A 16,948-nucleotide genomic window follows, 5' to 3' on the forward strand; every position below is an offset into this window, starting at 1 on the left:
AGTTGCTGTAGAAGCATGTTTAGTTCGTCTGATCACAGATACTTTATAAACTATTTTAATACTTTTTTGAATCCGTCAATGCGTAAGTCCTATCTGCTTTGCTTTTTACTTTTTGTGTTTTATCTGAACACTGATAATTTTAATTGGTTGTTTTGGTACATTCTGGTGCATTCCATAGTTTCCAGTAGGCACTTTTACAATTTTATCGATAATGTCCATTCCCTTAGTGACTTTACCAAATACTGCATAACCTGCGTCCATTGCTGAACGGTTCAGGAAATTGTTGTCAGCCACATTAATAAAGAACTGGCTTGTTGCAGAATTAGGGTCACTGGTACGTGCCATTGCCAAAGTACCACGGTTGTTTTTCAGGCCATTACTTGCTTCATTTACAATAGGGGCCTTTGTGGTCTTCTCAATCATGTTTACATCCATGCCGCCACCCTGAATCATGAAACCTGGGATAACGCGATGGAAAATTGTTCCTGAATAGAAGTTACTCTTCACATAATTTTCAAAGTTCTTTGCTGATATAGGTGCTTGATCATCATATAGCTCTATTTCAATCGTCCCCATACTGGTTTTCATATCGACCAGCGTATTTGCAAATAAAGAACCACTTGCCAGAATTAGACTTGTTGCAATGAACAGCTTTTTCATAATTGCTTTTCTCGACCTGTAAAATAGATTTGTTGTAGCCCATCATCTTATGTTTTGCAAATCCATTTTTGCTATTTTTATTTGTTGTCTACAATAAAACACCCATGTTCCACGTGGAACATAGGTTCATACATAAATTAACTATGCTTGTCCCAAAACTTCCTGAAATTTTTCGCAATCTCGATGGTGTTACGTTTTGCCTTGCTGGAAATTGGCGTGATGTTGATAAAGCCATGACTCTGGTCTGGGTAGTCCACATACTGGACCTTGACGCCATTCTGTCTGAGTTTGTGGCTATAAATCTCACCTTCATCATGCAGCAAGTCATGTCCAGCAGTAAGGACATAGGCAGGCGCCAGTTTTTTAAGATTGCCATAGGTGGGAGAAACAAGGGGATTATCCAAAGCAACATTGTGCTGGGTTGCATAGTATTCGGTCACGTAATCGACATCCTTACTGGTAAGGACCAAGCCCTGACCATAGGCATAGAAAGATGGGTGACGACTTTTGAAGTCAACCGTAGGATAGATGAGTAATTGTGCCTGTGGTGCATAGGATTTTCCAGCAGCGTGCTGTGCAACGACGGTACTGATATTACCCCCTGCGCTGTCGCCCGCCACAGCAATACGGTTTTTATAAATTTTAAGTTGACGGCGGTTCTGGTAAGCCCACGCCAAGGCGTCCTCACAGGATTGAATCAATTGTTGTGGTGATGCCTCAGGGGCAAGGGGATAGTCAATACTGAGCACCTGTACTTTTGCATACTTGGCAATAAGGCGACAGACTTCATCATGGGTATCCAAGCCACCCACCACAAACCCACCTCCATGATAGTAGACAATCATTGGGAGTTTTCTATTGGGAGCGGGATGGTAGTGTCTCGCAAATACGGTTCCGCTTTGTAAAGGTAGGCGGATATCTTCAACAGATTCAATAGAGGTTGGTTTATTTAGGATCGCAAGCATTTGTGCATCGAACTGTCGTCTTGATTCAATCGGATCATCACCAATAAAGCCTATACGTCCCTGCTTGATCTGAGCGGCCACAATACATTTGGTAAATGCGTCCAGGTCTGGATATTGGTAAGGGTATCCTAAAATCCTGGCTATCGACTCTTGTACAATCTTGGGCAGCTTATCAAGTGCTCGTGCAGCAGGACCTTGTCTTTTATCTAAAAGTGTTTGAATTTTCTGAGGTAATGCTGACACGTTTTTCCCCTGTTCCGCTCTGTCCATTGTTCTTGTCCTCTTTGACTATATGCCTGAATAAAGTCATAGATCAAGATCAAGCATTTAAAAAATATCTTGTAAACTAAAGGTCATATCTGAAAAAGTCATTAACCATTTTGCTTATCTATACCTGCTTTTTATGTCAATAAAAGTGATTTGCTTCATATATTTCCCCTCAATAACATCGAATACAAACTTTTTGTCTGTAGGGCAACATCATTGCGGTTTTGCCTATCAAGGCTTAGTATTGATTTGTTTGTCTCCTCTAATAGGAAACACTTTAAATTGCAATTATTGCTGAATAAAAACCCTGGATTAAGATAAATGTTGCACATCTTACAACAATCATAATAAACACGGATACCTTAAAAGCCATTCAGGTCTTTGTCTGCCTTGCCCATCATACCTATAACCAGTACTGGACCCTGTTTGATACAGATCAGCAACCGCAAAACTATCCATTAAATGTTACGTTCAAAAGCAATGATGTGATTGCACTTTATCAGATCTGCTTCAAGGCGCAGGGCGTTGCCATGCTGCCCATCCTGCTGGTGCGACAGGATATTGCACAACAACGTTTGCAACAAGTATTTACAGATTTTTCTGCACCTAACCTCGTCGTTAGTCTATCATCAAGGCAACATTTACCGAAAATCACACAAGAATTTATTGCTTTTGTCATCGAAAACTTAAATTTTTACTTAAATCAGCATAATTAAAAGATTTAAATGAACCTGAACGCTTGAATTTTGTCGTGTTGCCCATACCTCATCCGTATCTATGAATGACCAATATGTGGCAGTTCAGGTTTAACCCGATGAGCACTTATGCCAAAAGGGCTGTACATGTTTGAGAACTTTTTTAAACGGAGATCATCAATGGCTAATGAGCACAATGAGCAAGCTCAAGACATTCAAAATGAGCAACAAACTGAACAAACTCAAGCTGAAAGTGTAGAGCAGGCAAACGAGCTTAGCGTTGAAGATTTACAGGCTCAGATTAGCAAGCTTGAAGAAAGCCTGAAACTTGAAAAGGTGCGTACCGCAAATGCTGTGTATGAGGCACAAAAAAGTGTGGAGCGTATCCAGCGTGAATCGGAAAAGCACAAAGATACGGTGCTGGAAAAGTTTGCAAAAGAGTTGTTGGATTCTGTCGACAACCTTGAACGTGCGATTCAGGCGGCTGGTGAAGAACAGACACCTGTACTCGAAGGCGTGAAATTGACCCTGAAATCGCTTTTGACCACACTGGAAAAATTTGGCGTGGTTAAGGCAAATACCCAAAATGGCTTCAATGCCGACTTACACCAAGCGGTAGGTATCGATCCAGATGCCAAGGCCAATGAGATTGGTACGGTGTTGCAGAAAGGCTATACCCTGAATGGACGTTTACTTCGTCCTGCGATGGTGATGGTGGGTCAATAATGCGTGTGAGCAAGCGTTTTTTGCTCAAAAATGCAGAAATTTGAGAGTTTTTTGATTTTTTTTCATAAAAATGCTTGAAAAAAACCGATTGACTCTCATATCGAATAACAAGCAAAACATTGCAACAAAATTTTAGAGGAACACACCAAATGGCGAAAATTATTGGTATTGACTTAGGTACTACCAACTCATGTGTTGCTGTACTTGAAGGCGATAAAGTAAAAGTAATCGAAAACGCTGAAGGCGCACGTACAACTCCATCGATCATCGCTTATAAAGATGGCGAGATCTTAGTGGGTCAAAGTGCTAAGCGTCAGGCTGTAACCAACCCGAAAAATACATTATTCGCGATTAAGCGTTTAATCGGTCGTCGTTATGAAGACCAAGCGGTACAAAAAGATATCGGTCTTGTACCTTACAAAATCATCAAAGCAGACAATGGCGATGCTTGGGTTGAAGTAAACGGTAAAAAATTAGCACCTCAACAGATCTCTGCTGAAATCTTGAAAAAGATGAAGAAAACTGCAGAAGACTATTTAGGTGAAACCGTTACTGAAGCGGTAATTACCGTTCCTGCTTACTTTAACGATGCTCAACGTCAAGCAACCAAGGATGCAGGTAAAATTGCAGGTCTTGATGTTAAACGTATCATTAACGAACCAACGGCTGCGGCACTTGCGTTCGGTATGGACAAAAAAGAAGGCGATCGTAAAGTTGCAGTTTACGACTTAGGTGGTGGTACTTTTGACGTATCAATCATTGAAATCGCAGACCTTGATGGCGACCAGCAAATCGAAGTGTTATCGACTAACGGTGATACATTCCTTGGTGGTGAAGACTTTGATAACGCCTTGATTGAATTCTTGGTTGAAGAATTTAAGAAAGAACAAAGTGTGAACTTGAAAAATGATCCACTTGCGTTACAACGTTTGAAAGAAGCTGCTGAAAAAGCAAAAATCGAGCTTTCTTCATCAAATGCAACTGAAATTAATCTTCCATATATCACAGCTGATGCAACTGGTCCTAAACACTTAGTGATCAATGTAACGCGTGCAAAACTTGAAGGTTTAGTTGCTGATTTAGTTGCTCGTACAATCGAGCCTTGCAAAATCGCGCTTAAAGATGCTGGTCTTTCGACTTCAGACATCTCTGACGTAATTTTAGTTGGTGGTCAGTCTCGTATGCCACTTGTACAACAAAAAGTACAAGAATTCTTTGGTAAAGAGCCACGTAAAGACGTGAACCCTGACGAAGCAGTTGCAATCGGTGCTGCGATTCAAGGTGCGGTATTGTCTGGTGACAAAACTGACGTTCTTTTATTAGACGTAACTCCATTAACTTTAGGTATTGAAACAATGGGTGGTGTATTAACACCAATCATTGAGAAGAACACCACGATTCCTGCGAAGAAATCTCAAGTGTTCTCAACTGCTGCTGACAACCAACCAGCTGTAGACATTTCTGTGTTCCAAGGTGAACGTAAAATGGCTCAGCAAAACAAATTGTTAGGTAACTTCCAATTAGGCGATATCCCACCTGCTCCACGTGGCGTACCGCAAATTGAAGTATCGTTCGACATCAACGCTGACGGTATCTTAAAAGTATCGGCTAAAGATAAGAGCACTGGTAAAGAGCAATCAATCCAGATTAAAGCGAACTCAGGTTTGTCTGATGCTGAAATCGAAGCAATGATTAAAGATGCTGAAGCGAATGCTGAAGAAGACCGTAAATTTGAAGAGTTAGCGAAAGCGCGTAACGAAGCAGATGCTTTAGTATCTAGCTCGAACAAAGCAGTTAAAGATCTAGGTGACAAAGTGACTGAAGATGAAAAAACTGCAATCGCTACTGCGGTTTCTGAGCTTGAAGCAGCAACTAAAGAAAATGATGTTGAAGACATCAAAGCGAAAACTGAAGCTTTACAAAACATCTTGATGCCAATCACTCAACGTGCTTATGAACAAGCACAAGGTGCTGGCGGCGCAGAAGGTTTTGATCCAAATGCATTCCAAGGTGGTGATGCGGGTCAACAACAAAAAGCGGACGATGGCGTTGTAGATGCTGAGTTCACAGAAGTTAAAGATGACAAAAAATAATTTGTCTCTTTAAAAAAGACCGCGCGAAAGCGCGGTTTTTTATACTTTCTATTTTATTTATTTTGATCGAAATATAGTTCACCCAAAATCGGCATAAATAAAGGCACTACCCCACAAGCTTTTATTTCTTCTAAAAATTCAGGGATATTGACACCAGGTAACAATTTTGGTGGTTGATCAATAGGCGTTAGCATCGTATCCCAATGACATGGAATAATATATTTTGGTTTGAGTAGCCGCACTACATCCTTAACATAGTTGGGGCGATATTTACGTCCAATCGCACATAGACACACAATATCAGCCTCTCGCCCCTGCAATTCCTGCTCAATAAAGTCGGCTGAATCAATATGCACCACACTGAGCTTGCCCGTATGAATCCACCAGTTGAAGACCTGCCCATGCCGTAAATGATGAAATTTCGGCGGATAAGGCGGAGGTGTGGTCATATCCCCTGGTAAAGGCACGCGACCAAACAGTGCCTTACCGTGTATGGATGGCAAACCCACAACTTGCCATTTTCCACAGTCAATGGTTTCCCGCCCCTTTGTTTCAAGCATCTGCTGTTCCGACAGGCCTGCTGAACGTCCATACATTAATGTGGCCTGTGAACCAATTAACCGTGCCCCCGTTTGTTTACACACTTCTGGCGCATCCAGAATATGATCGTAATGTGCATGACCAATCAGCACCTCATCCGCCTTTGAGATATACCGTTTCACTAATGCTGGATCGCTCAATAAAGGTTGGGTAAAGGTCTGCCACAGGCTTGGACGGCTAATAAAGGGATCGAGCACCACCGTGCGATGCTGGTCAGACAGGATAAATCCCGCTGTCCCCAAATACCTGATTTTTAAATTTTCAACTGTTGCCTGAGCGGGCGATGCAGCAGCCCATCCTGCCTCGGGAGCTTTAAGTAAATATTTCAGCATCCTTATTCCTTGGTCTTTTTCTATTCATCCATGTTTTATCAATTCATTAAAACAGAATCAGAAGAATGATTATATATTTTTCAGTGTTCTTGCAATTTTGTTATAGTTGACCGACTGAGCGTTTAGACAGAGATGTCTTGCACTGTTTTGCACCATATTAACCAGAAGAACATAAAATAGAATGACTCGTGTTTTTTTAATGTTGGGGTTGGCATTTTTTCTATTGTGGTCGGGTTATCAAACCCGCCAACATCCTCAACTCAAGTTTAATTCGCTCACAGATCGTATCACCCACCCTCTTGATACACGGCTACGTTATCGTATTGCCGCAGTTGACCCACGTTTTAAACTCAGTGTTGAGCAGGTCGAGGCGATTAGCCAGCAAGCCACGCAGGTCTGGAAAGATGGCACTGGAAAGGATTATTTTGTTTATGACCCGAATGCACAGCTCGCGATTCATTTAATCTATGATGAACGGCAGTATGAAAGTGAGCAACGTCGGGAACATTTAAGCCGACTCGAAACCAATCAACAGCAATGGCTAAATAAAAAGAAGCAGCTTGACCAGATCGAACAGGAAGTCCTGCAAAATAAACAGATATTGGATCAAAAACAGCTACAACTGGACCAACAGATTCAATACTATAATCAGGAGCGACAGATTGCCCAACGTAGTCCCTCCTCTTCTGTCAATGCTGAATACTTCCAGCAGCGACAACAGCATCTACAGCAAAATGTTGAGCAACTACAGCAGGAAATTGGTCAATACAACCAAAAAATCAGTCAACTCAACCAGCAAATTGATGAACTGAATGCGCTTGACCAGCAATTAAATGCCTCTGTTAAGCAATATAAACAGCGTTTTCAGCCCCATTTATTTCATAAAGGTCTATTTAATGGCAAACAAATCCTGATCTATGAATTTGAATCGGAGGATGACCTACGCCTGACACTGGCACATGAACTGGGCCACGCGCTGGGTCTGCAACATACTGATGATCCCCATGCACTGATGCATCCAGTCATGAAAGATCAGGATATTGCCCACTTTCGTTTAACCCAAGCAGACCGCGACCTACTGCTGGCAAGATAATTACCGCATAGTCCGACTCTGTTAAAGATGGAAATTGTAATGGTCAAGTAAAATCAGACACAGGCATATTCAAAATCACTCATTTTTTGTTCAAATAAATTGGGGGACAAATAATTGAGTGTGGAATGTAATCGCACCTGATTATAAAACCTCGCAATATAGTGCGTAATGTCGTAACAAAGCCCCTTATGGCTCATACTGCACTCAATCCTATATCTATTGAGTAAATCCTGATATTGTGTCGAGCACTACTGTGAGCCTCTGTCCGTGTGCATAATCAAGCCTTTAGGCGGTTGTCGTGTCGCAATCGCATGTTGTAACGCTGCACACACCAAATCCGCAGTCATGCGATTTGACATACTGTAACCCACAATCTTGCGTGAATATAAGTCGATTACCGCTGCAAGTAAAACACACCCACGATCCAAAATCCCTCATGTATCCACGTATCAAGGATACAGGATGCCAGAGACTTTCAGTTAACCGACACCGATCTGGAATTATTGGGTTTGTTACGATAAGCATGGGTTAAACGCATCATGGATTTCCAAAATGATGTTTTTGAACAAGATAACAAGAATCGTTCGATTCTTTTGATTTATTCATGTTATTGTGTCGATAAAACATCATTTTAGTCTTAAGCGGAGATCAACATGAGTTATTATCATATCCTGATTGAGATGAACGATCACATCAGTACGATTGAGCAGACTCGTGATATTGAAATCCTGGATATTCAGGATATTAGCCCTTATCTTCACTCTATTTTAATCCCTTATTTCAATGAGCAGGAAATCGAGCTTGAGGACGAAAACGTTGCTTATGACGAAATCCTGCATCTGGAAGTGAAACAGACCCTTTTACCGATTGAACACTTGATTGAGGAAGAACAAAAACAGTTGCCAAGTGACACTGATGTGACCATCACGGCCTATGAAATTTTTAATGACCGTGATTTAAGTCAGGATGTGACCGCGGTGATTTTTGATATTCTGGAAGCGGTTAAACTGGACGATGCGCCATAAGTAAAAAAGGTCTGCATTTTGCAGACCTTTTTTGATGAACACATTATTATTGCATCATCTGCTTGGCTTGTTCCTGACGGAACGCCCGTAAAATCTGCTGCCCTGCCCGACCTGTTGGTTTTAAACCCAAACGGGTTTGTTCCTGCTGAATCGCCTGACGGCTTTTATCACCAATCAAACCATCTACGGCCCCAATGTCATAGCCCCGCTGAATCAGGAACTGCTGGATTTCACGACGTTCTGCACGTGAGGTACCAGCATCATCTGTTGGCCAGGCAGTTAAAAAAGGTGTTCCACCCCTTAAACGGTCGGATAGATGCGCAATTGCCAGTCCATAGCTTTCCGCTGCGTTATAGCTATAAATCGCATCAAAGTTTTTAAATACCAAAAATGCTGGGCCATTGGCACCTGCGGGTGTAATCAGCCCCGCTGGTGTGCTGCCTGACAAATTACCCTGAATCAATGCCGTACCATCCGTACGGGTTACGCCCTGCGCAATCCAGCTATTCAGTGACCTTTTATTACGACGGCTTTCGCCTGCAATTGACACACCTTGTGGAATTTTGACTTCAAAGCCCCATGGCATGCCAGTTTGCCACCCTGCCCGTTTTAGGAAATTGGCAGTTGAAGCGAGAGCATCTGTGGTGCTTGAAACCAAATCACGGCGGCCATCCCCATCAAAGTCCACCGCCAGACGCTCATAGGTGGATGGCATGAATTGGGTATGACCAAAAGCACCTGCCCAGGAACCATAGAGTTGATCCTGAGTTAAATCACCGCGTTGTAAAATCCGCATGGTGGCGAAGAACTCGCCACGGAAATAACTTTGGCGGCGGCCCTCACAGCTCAGTGTCCCCAAAGCCTGCAATAAAGGATATTTACCTGAAATGTCCCCGTAATTACTTTCCACACCCCACACTGCCACCACCGTTTCAGCAGGAACACCATAGGTCTGTTCCACACGGTTCAGTACCACACGATGCTGGGCCAGTTTTTGCTGCCCAGCCTGCACACGCTCGTTATCCACAAGCCCAGACAGATAATCCCAGATCGGGGTCGAAAACTCAGGCTGATAATTTAATTTATCAATGACTGAATAATCAGGGCTTAAATTTTGTGTATAGCGATCATAGGTTGAGCCAGAAACACCTGAAGCAATTGCCTGGGAGCGTAAATTTGCCAGACAGCCCTGAAAACTGGAAGTTGACATATAGCTGCCTGTTACAGGTGCCGTCGTTGTAGCGGTGTTGCTTGCCACCTTTGCACCATTAATAATGAGTTCTGCGTGTGCTTGATTAAAGAAAGCAAATAAGGCAGTGCCTATAAATAAAAAAAAATGATGTTTCATGTCTTAACCAGAGTTTTTAAATTTAAATTTCTTGTTCACCTTAACATGCAACTGCACCATGTTCCGTTTGCAATCGTAACTTTGAATTCATTTATTGTTTTTTAAATTTAAAACCTGCAATCATTTTTGAATTTAAAAATAATTCCTATATTTTGAATTCAAATTTCACCCTGTACTTTAAATTCAAAAACACAAAATAAATTTATCCACAATCCAGACTAATCATTTAACTTAAAATAAAAGCACCATCATGATTTTAAATTTAAAAACTGACACATATTTTGAATTTAAACTGCAAATGATCCATTTACGTCGTTTTAAATTCAAAATTGCAAAACCAAGTTATCCACAAGCTTAATATTTTGCATCCATTTCAGGTTTTGAATTTAAAACTTTAAATTTAAACATCAGCCAATAAAAAAGCGACCCGAAGATCGCTTTTTTATCTATTGTGGATAAGTTTAGAGGTTCATATCCGTTGTTAATGCCAATGGCACAGGTAAAATCTGAGCTAATTGGCGGCATAACACGGTCAATTCATCACTATTGTTTGGCATCAAAGTAATATGACCAAGCTTACGGCCAGCACGTTCAGACTTATTATAAAGATGTAAATGCGCGCCTTTGAGTGCTAAAACATCTTCTGATTTAGGGTGTTGACCAATGATATTGATCATCACTGTTGGACGCACAACATCGGTTGCTCCAAGCGGCAAGCCTGCTACTGCACGAATATGATTTTCAAACTGTGAGCAAATTGCGCCCTCAATCGACCAGTGACCCGAGTTATGCACACGACATGCCATTTCATTGGCATAAAGCCCTTGTTCAGTCACGAATAATTCAAGCGTCAGCACACCCACATAATTAAGATGATTCAACAACCGGGTAATATAGTCTTGTGCAACTGGTTGTAAATCTGTGCTATTTGGTGCAGGAACAATCGAGTGAGAGAGAATACCATTGTGATGATGGTTTTCGGCGAGTGCCCAAGTTTTGACATCACCATCTTGACCACGTACCGCAATAATCGACACTTCACGACTGAATTTCACAAAGCTTTCTGCAATCAAGCTTTTTGCAGGCCCTAATTCAGCCCAAGCCGTATCAATTTGATCCTCTGAACGTAATACAAACTGACCTTTACCATCGTAGCCGCCTGTTACGGTTTTTAATACGATAGGTAAGCCTAATTCCGTCACCGCTTGTTTTAAGCTGTCCAAGCTATCCACAGCACGATACGGCGCAACTGGAATACCAAGTTCGTCAAACAAACTTTTTTCTGCCAAGCGATTTTGTGCCGTCGCCAAGGCAAGGCCAGGAGGGTGCAGTGTCTTAGTTTGGGTCAAAACATCTACATCAGCAACAGGCGTATTTTCAAATTCAAGGCTGAATACATCGGCACTTGCAATAAAATCCTGCAAACCTTGTTGATCTTTACTGGAAAAAACTGGACCTAAAATTGCAGCAGGACAATCTTTTTCTGCTTCGAAAAAGCTACATTGAATATTGAGTGGTAAAGCTGCTTGCGCCATCATGCGGCCAAGCTGTCCACCACCAAAAATACCGATGGTTTTATTCATGATTGGCCCCGTTATACTTGACCAGGAATGTTATTGTTCGATACTTTTTCCGTTTGAGCTGTGCGGAAATCAGCTACATTTTTAGCAATATCTGGGCGGGTTAAACCTAGAATTTGCGCTGCAAGAATTGCCGCATTGGTTGCACCAGCCTGACCAATAGCCAAAGTACCTACCGCAATACCCGCTGGCATTTGTACAATCGAAAGCAATGAATCCACGCCATTTAAAATTGAAGATTTAACAGGCACGCCAAGCACAGGCAAATCAGTTTTAGCAGCACACATCCCAGGCAAATGTGCAGCGCCACCAGCACCCGCAATAATTACCTGAATACCACGATCGCGTGCTGTTTCAGCATATTCAAATAAACGATCTGGCGTACGGTGCGCAGAAACCACCTCAGCTTCAAAAGAAACACCCAATTGTTTGAGCATGTTAGCGGTATGTTCAAGGGTTGCCCAATCTGATTGAGAACCCATGATAATTCCGACTAAAGGTTGGCTATCTGTTGCGACCGCATTCATTGGCTTTTCCAAAACATGATAAAAATAGGAAAATGTCTCGACTCACGCCAAGCACAAAGGAATAAACTGGCAAATATTATAGCGGTTTTTTCAGGCATCCCCAAATAAAGAACATCTGGGCAGTATCCGAAAAATTAGCTTTGGTTACGAAACACAAAATAGACACAGCCCATCAAACAAAACATCGCCCAGACATAATCCAGTTTAAAAGGCTGCTTAAACAGGAAAATCATAAAGGGCACAAATACAATCAGCGTGACCACTTCCTGTGTAATTTTCATTTCCCCCAGACTCCAGCCATGCTGACTTAACAGTTTGGTTGCAGGAATCATAAAACTGTATTCCAGCAGGGCAATACACCAACTAAACAGGATCGCTTGCCAAAGCGGGGCATCGTGTAAAATTTTAAGATGCCCATACCATGCCAAAGTCATAAAACAGTTGGAAATGATCAATAGGCATAACGCCAGCAGAGGGAAGCTCAACATAATGTCCTTTGTAAAATAATATTTTAAAAATACTGGAATTTTATCATTCCTCAACGTCATTATAAGTAAAGAACAACAACGAATTTTGACTATCTTTTCCATAGCAGCCTTGCTATCTTTTGAGGCAAATTTTTAACTGCATAACACACGTTGATTGCGTGATTGGATAGAAGAGAGAAGCACGATGCATCTGCATATTTTGGGTATTTGTGGCACATTTATGGGGTCTTTAGCTCTATTGGCACGAGATTTGGGACACAAAGTCACAGGTTCAGATGCCAATGTTTATCCACCAATGTCAACTCAACTGGAAAATGCAGGCATTGAACTGATGCAGGGCTATGATCGTAGCCATTTACAACCGCATCCCGATCTTGTCATCGTCGGCAATGCCATGAAACGTGGTATTGATGCGATTGAATATATGCTAAACGAGGGTTTGCCTTATATTTCTGGTCCACAGTTTTTGGCAGATCATGTCTTGCAGGGCAAGCATGTACTCGGTGTGGCGGGGACACATGGTAAAACCACAACCACGACCATGCTGGCTTGGGTGCTGGATCAGGCAGGTTTAAATCCTGGTTTCCTGATCGGTGGCGTACCATTGGGTTTTAGCGAAAGCGCACGTTTAGGTGGTGGCAAATACTTCTGTGTTGAAGCCGATGAGTACGACTCTGCTTTCTTCGATAAGCGTTCCAAGTTTGTGCATTACCACCCTAAAACGGCGATTTTAAACAACCTTGAATTTGACCATGCCGATATTTTTGATGATCTGGCTGCCATTCAAAAACAGTTCCACCATTTAGTGCGTACCATTCCAAGTGAGGGTCGTATTATTGCCCCGATTACTGAAAGCAATATTGATGAAGTACTAGCACAGGGCTGCTGGACACCTGTCATTCGTACCAGTCTTGAAGCAAATGACCAAGCCGCTTTATCTGCTGAATTGATCAGTGCCGATGGCAGCCATTTTAACGTGCTTGAACACGGCAAAGTAATTGGCGAAGTGAAATGGAATATGACAGGACAGCATAGTGTTGCAAATGCCTTAGCCACCATTGCCGCTGCTCAGCATGTGGGTGTAACCATTGAACAGGCTTGTAAAGCCCTATCTAACTTCGGTGGAGTAAAACGCCGTATGGAGCTATTGGGAACGGTGCGTGGCATCGAAGTCTATGATGACTTTGCCCATCACCCAACGGCGATTGAAACCACACTGGACGGCGCACGTAAGCGTTTAGGCGAGCGTAAACTTTGGGCGATCATTGAGCCACGCTCCAACACCATGCGTATGGGCAGCCACAAAGATGGGTTGGCGCATTCTGCCCGTTTAGCCGATGAAGTGATCTGGTATCAACCAGAGGGCTTGGACTGGGATTTACAACCTGTGATTGCCGCATCCTCAAACAAGGCCGAAGTCAGCCGTTCTTTGGATGAGATCATTGCCCGTGTGGTGAATGAAGCAGGCGAGGGCGATGCTGTTGTGATCATGTCCAATGGTGGTTTTGGTGGTTTACACCAAAAATTGATTACGGCTTTGTCTTAGTAAATACAGGTATTGCACGGCCTCATTTATTAGGAAAAAACCTATACCTTTTGTATAGGCATATCTCACTTTTCAGGGATGAAAAGTAAGCAAAAATCCTTTGTTTAGCAGAGGGTACATCCATGTGACCCCTGCCAAACAGGCGGCATCCATGCCGCCGTCACTATAGTAAATATCAGCAAAAAATTAATTTAACCTAAGTTCGACAAAAAACATGCTACTCGGAAATGTCATCCACAATCTGCGGGGTATAAAAAAGATACCGTTTTTGCAATTAATTCATTTATTGAAAGAAGTGGTCAGGTTTTGTGGATGACAATGGTTTTGCCTACTTTTGCCGAAACAAAAGTAGGTCGAACTGAAAGTTTATCCTGAAATAAGATGAGAACTCGGCAAGACTCCACAGTAATCTTTAACTCAATTTATTCACCAGTTTTAAAGGCAAAATCTTCATGGCTATCCCCATTGGCAACCACGGCCACTGTGGTACATACGCTTTTACAGGGGCTTTCTCAATCGCTTTCACCAAAGCCTTGCAACCCGTTTTCTCATCCACCTCAAATGGTAGCTTTTTCGCACCCTCATTCATTTCCGTACGAATATAGCCTGGAAAAATCGTGGATACCTTGATTGGCGTATTCAACAGCTCCGCACGAATGCCCTCTGCCAAGTGTGCAACCGCCGCCTTACTGGCGGCATAAGTCGATAAATGCTTCGGTAAACCACGCATTGCACTCATCGAGGAAATCACCACCAAATGCCCTTTATTCTGCGCCCTAAAGATTTCAACGGCCGCCTCACACTGTGCCAAGGCAGAGATAAAATTGGTTTCCGCTGTTGCTCGGTTCACTTCAAAATTGCCCTTACCAATACGGCGGCCATCGCCCACACCCGCATTGACAATAATACGGTCAATCGTCCCAAATTCTTGCTGAAAGGCTTTAAACACCGTAAACACATCATCATAATGCGTCACATCCAGTACCTTGATACCGACCTGCACCGAATGCTGGCTTTGTAGCTCCTGTTTGAGTGTTTCCAGCCGTTCCAGCCGCCGTGCACACAACGCAAGGTTATAGCCTTTGGCTGCAAACTCGCGCGCCATACCTGCACCCAAACCTGAACTTGCACCTGTAATTAAAATCGTCTTTGCCATGTCTGCCACCTATTGTTTTTTTAAATCCATGTTAAAAGTTCAGCATCATGTGCTTTTAAGTAGTGATGCTCATTAAAACTGAGTAACTGCAAACGCCCATCCACCCAACGCAGCGTGGTGATACTGGCATTGGTGATGGACCAGTTCAGTGCAAAAATCTGTTTGGCATGCAAACCCAAAACCTTGCCAACCGCCACAGAAATCACGCCGCCTGAACTAAATACCACGGCTTGACGCTGTTGTGTCGCATCAAGATGCTCACACAGGGTTTGTAAGGCATTTTCTACACGCGATTGAAAGCCTAACCAAGTCTCATGATATTCATGGTCATATTGCGCTCCAATCCAGCGGTCAATCGCACCATCAAAAATTTTGCCCAGATAGGCACGAGGATTGGCAACCAGTTCAACATCCTGTTTGAGCAATTCAGGTTGATTAAACCGTGGTTCGTATTGGGAAAACACATGCTGGTGATCAAACTCATTCCATGCCGATTGGGTTTGAATCGGTGCATCATGGAAACTTTTCGACAAGGCCCACTGTGCGGTTTGTTGATGACGCTGCATTGAACCCGCAACCACCAGTGGGGGATGTTTCAGGGTTTGCTTAAAAAAATCACCCACCACCTGTGCCTGCTGTTCACCTTTGGCCGAAAGCTGATCATAACTTGCCGCACCAAATGAGGCTTGCCCATGTCGCACCAAATAGATTGTGCTCATCGTTTTAAAATATCCTGTAGTTTTGCGCCATATTCAGGAATCAATTGCTGTGCTTCAGCATTGTTTGCTGCAATCAGTTTTAACGCCCGAATATGCAAGGCATGAATCAAAATCCAGAAATCCTTAAATGCAGGATTATCGGTTTGCTGGTGGTAATAACGATAATAAATCTGTTGAGCAATCACCGCCAAACGGAATAAACCAAATACTTCATAGAAAGCCCAATTTTCTGGTTGTAGGCCTGTTTTATCGAGATAGTAATCCACCACCTGCTGGCGTGTCAGCATGCCTTTTAGATTGGTTGGCTGACGGCGGCTGGATTTCATCAGGGCATCGTCATCTTCCTGAATCCAGTAGGCGAGGGCACTGCCTAAATCCATCAACGGATCGCCCAGTGTCGCCATTTCCCAATCCAGTACACCAATCACCTGAGTCGGTTGTTGTGGATCTAAAATGACATTATCAAAACGCCAGTCATTATGAATCACACAAGTTTTAGAATCGGCAGGAATATGTTCCAGCAACCACTGGCGCACAAAAGCAAAATCGGGAACATTTGGCGTAAGCGCTTTACTATAACGTGCATCCCAACCTTCAACTTGACGGCGGCAGTAACCATCGCCCTTGCCCAGTTTTTCCAGCTCAGTACCCTGATACGGCACTTGATGCAACTCAATCAGCTTATCCAGCACATTCAAACACAACTGTTGAACTTGTGACTGATCCAATTGTAATTCTTTAGGTAGATTGGCACGTGGAATAATACCCTCAATCCGTTTCATCACATAGAAATCACAGCCAATTACACTATCATCCTGACACAATGCAATCATTTCAGGCAGGACAGGGTAGAACGGTGCAAGATGCTTCTGCACATTGTATTCACGCGCCATATCATGCGCTGATTTGGCTTTGGTGCCTTTCGGTGGACGACGTAAGATCAGATCAGCATTGTCATATTGCAAACGATAGGTCCAATTCGATGCACCCCCTGAATATTGCGTCACTTGTGCCTGTCCTTGCAGCTCTACACCTTGTTCTTTTAACCAGTTTTCAACAGCGGAAATATCCAATTCTTCACCGTGACGAACCTGACCGCCAACATCAATTACTGCCATTTGTTTTTAT

Annotated in this window: 15 protein-coding genes and 3 pseudogenes; 7 read left to right on the forward strand and 11 right to left on the reverse strand. The window is 42.8% G+C overall.

Annotated features, from left to right (window positions below):
- Positions 1 to 105 precede the first annotated feature (105 nt).
- Both F988_RS13910 and F988_RS13915 read right to left on the reverse strand, forming a co-directional pair.
- On the reverse strand, positions 106 to 660 hold the full coding sequence (locus F988_RS13910) for a peptidylprolyl isomerase (RefSeq protein ID WP_004683852.1): 555 nt from the start codon (positions 658 to 660) through the stop codon (positions 106 to 108).
- A gap of 137 nt (positions 661 to 797) precedes the next feature.
- Positions 798 to 1,868 carry an alpha/beta hydrolase gene (locus F988_RS13915; RefSeq protein ID WP_010589408.1) on the reverse strand — a complete coding sequence of 357 codons (1,071 nt, stop codon included), beginning with the start codon at positions 1,866 to 1,868 and terminating at the stop codon, positions 798 to 800.
- 410 nt (positions 1,869 to 2,278) lie between these two features.
- On the opposite strand from F988_RS13915, the pseudogene F988_RS14910 reads away from it, so the two are divergent.
- The 3 genes and pseudogenes from F988_RS14910 to dnaK all read left to right on the forward strand — a co-directional run.
- Positions 2,279 to 2,608: pseudogene (locus F988_RS14910) on the forward strand (LysR substrate-binding domain-containing protein); the annotation flags it as partial.
- 159 nt (positions 2,609 to 2,767) lie between these two features.
- A complete protein-coding gene (grpE, locus tag F988_RS13925; protein ID WP_004683857.1) occupies positions 2,768 to 3,313 on the forward strand; it encodes a nucleotide exchange factor GrpE in 546 nt (181 codons plus the stop codon).
- 149 nt (positions 3,314 to 3,462) lie between these two features.
- The gene (gene dnaK, locus F988_RS13930) at positions 3,463 to 5,406 is read left to right on the forward strand and encodes a molecular chaperone DnaK (RefSeq protein WP_004683859.1); all 1,944 of its coding nucleotides are present in this window, start codon (positions 3,463 to 3,465) and stop codon (positions 5,404 to 5,406) included.
- Between the two features lie 53 nt (positions 5,407 to 5,459).
- On the opposite strand, the gene F988_RS13935 is transcribed toward dnaK, so the two are convergent.
- Positions 5,460 to 6,338, reverse strand: coding sequence for an MBL fold metallo-hydrolase (locus F988_RS13935; RefSeq protein WP_004683860.1), 879 nt, complete (start codon positions 6,336 to 6,338; stop codon positions 5,460 to 5,462).
- Between the two features lie 181 nt (positions 6,339 to 6,519).
- On the opposite strand from F988_RS13935, the gene F988_RS13940 reads away from it, so the two are divergent.
- Positions 6,520 to 7,431 (forward strand): matrixin family metalloprotease, encoded by a 912-nt coding sequence (locus F988_RS13940; protein ID WP_004683861.1) that lies wholly within the window; start codon positions 6,520 to 6,522, stop codon positions 7,429 to 7,431.
- A 53-nt stretch (positions 7,432 to 7,484) separates the two neighbouring features.
- On the opposite strand, the pseudogene F988_RS15530 reads toward F988_RS13940, so the two are convergent.
- Positions 7,485 to 7,850: pseudogene (locus F988_RS15530) on the reverse strand (DDE-type integrase/transposase/recombinase); the annotation flags it as partial.
- Here F988_RS15530 and F988_RS15740 point away from each other — a divergent pair.
- Together F988_RS15740 and F988_RS13950 are read left to right on the forward strand one after the other, a co-directional pair.
- A pseudogene (locus tag F988_RS15740) lies at positions 7,832 to 7,952 on the forward strand (matrixin family metalloprotease); the annotation flags it as partial. The pseudogenes F988_RS15530 and F988_RS15740 overlap by 19 nt on opposite strands.
- A gap of 132 nt (positions 7,953 to 8,084) precedes the next feature.
- The gene (locus tag F988_RS13950) at positions 8,085 to 8,456 is read left to right on the forward strand and encodes a hypothetical protein (RefSeq protein WP_004683862.1); all 372 of its coding nucleotides are present in this window, start codon (positions 8,085 to 8,087) and stop codon (positions 8,454 to 8,456) included.
- A gap of 46 nt (positions 8,457 to 8,502) precedes the next feature.
- Here the strand turns inward: F988_RS13950 and F988_RS13955 are convergent, their stop codons facing one another.
- From F988_RS13955 to F988_RS13970, 4 genes are all read right to left on the reverse strand, one after another.
- Positions 8,503 to 9,804, reverse strand: a complete 1,302-nt coding sequence (locus tag F988_RS13955) for a lytic murein transglycosylase (protein ID WP_004683863.1) — start codon at positions 9,802 to 9,804, stop codon at positions 8,503 to 8,505.
- A 461-nt stretch (positions 9,805 to 10,265) separates the two neighbouring features.
- On the reverse strand, positions 10,266 to 11,387 hold the full coding sequence (locus F988_RS13960; RefSeq protein WP_004683865.1) for a 5-(carboxyamino)imidazole ribonucleotide synthase: 1,122 nt from the start codon (positions 11,385 to 11,387) through the stop codon (positions 10,266 to 10,268).
- Between the two features lie 11 nt (positions 11,388 to 11,398).
- Positions 11,399 to 11,911 (reverse strand): 5-(carboxyamino)imidazole ribonucleotide mutase, encoded by a 513-nt coding sequence (gene purE, locus F988_RS13965; RefSeq protein WP_004675406.1) that lies wholly within the window; start codon positions 11,909 to 11,911, stop codon positions 11,399 to 11,401.
- 134 nt (positions 11,912 to 12,045) lie between these two features.
- Positions 12,046 to 12,399: a DMT family protein gene (locus F988_RS13970; RefSeq protein ID WP_004760281.1), complete on the reverse strand. Its 354-nt coding sequence runs from the start codon at positions 12,397 to 12,399 to the stop codon at positions 12,046 to 12,048.
- A gap of 184 nt (positions 12,400 to 12,583) precedes the next feature.
- Here F988_RS13970 and mpl point away from each other — a divergent pair, with 184 nt between their 5' ends.
- Positions 12,584 to 13,945: a UDP-N-acetylmuramate:L-alanyl-gamma-D-glutamyl-meso-diaminopimelate ligase gene (gene mpl / locus F988_RS13975; RefSeq protein ID WP_004683869.1), complete on the forward strand. Its 1,362-nt coding sequence runs from the start codon at positions 12,584 to 12,586 to the stop codon at positions 13,943 to 13,945.
- A gap of 412 nt (positions 13,946 to 14,357) precedes the next feature.
- Here the strand turns inward: mpl and F988_RS13980 are convergent, their stop codons facing one another.
- Genes F988_RS13980 through F988_RS13990 form a run of 3 tightly spaced genes read right to left on the reverse strand, consistent with a single transcriptional unit; the run spans position 14,358 to position 16,938 of the window.
- Positions 14,358 to 15,101 (reverse strand): SDR family oxidoreductase, encoded by a 744-nt coding sequence (locus F988_RS13980; protein WP_004683871.1) that lies wholly within the window; start codon positions 15,099 to 15,101, stop codon positions 14,358 to 14,360.
- Positions 15,102 to 15,121: 20 nt separating this feature from the next.
- Entirely contained in the window at positions 15,122 to 15,820 is a 699-nt protein-coding gene (locus F988_RS13985; protein ID WP_004683872.1) for a histidine phosphatase family protein, read from the reverse strand.
- Positions 15,817 to 16,938, reverse strand: coding sequence for a phosphotransferase family protein (locus F988_RS13990; RefSeq protein WP_004683874.1), 1,122 nt, complete (start codon positions 16,936 to 16,938; stop codon positions 15,817 to 15,819). The genes F988_RS13985 and F988_RS13990 overlap by 4 nt, the downstream gene beginning before the upstream one ends.
- Positions 16,939 to 16,948: the final 10 nt, after the last annotated feature.

Origin of the sequence: Acinetobacter parvus DSM 16617 = CIP 108168, from assembly GCF_000368025.1 — a bacterium.
Lineage (GTDB): Bacteria > Pseudomonadota > Gammaproteobacteria > Pseudomonadales > Moraxellaceae > Acinetobacter > Acinetobacter parvus.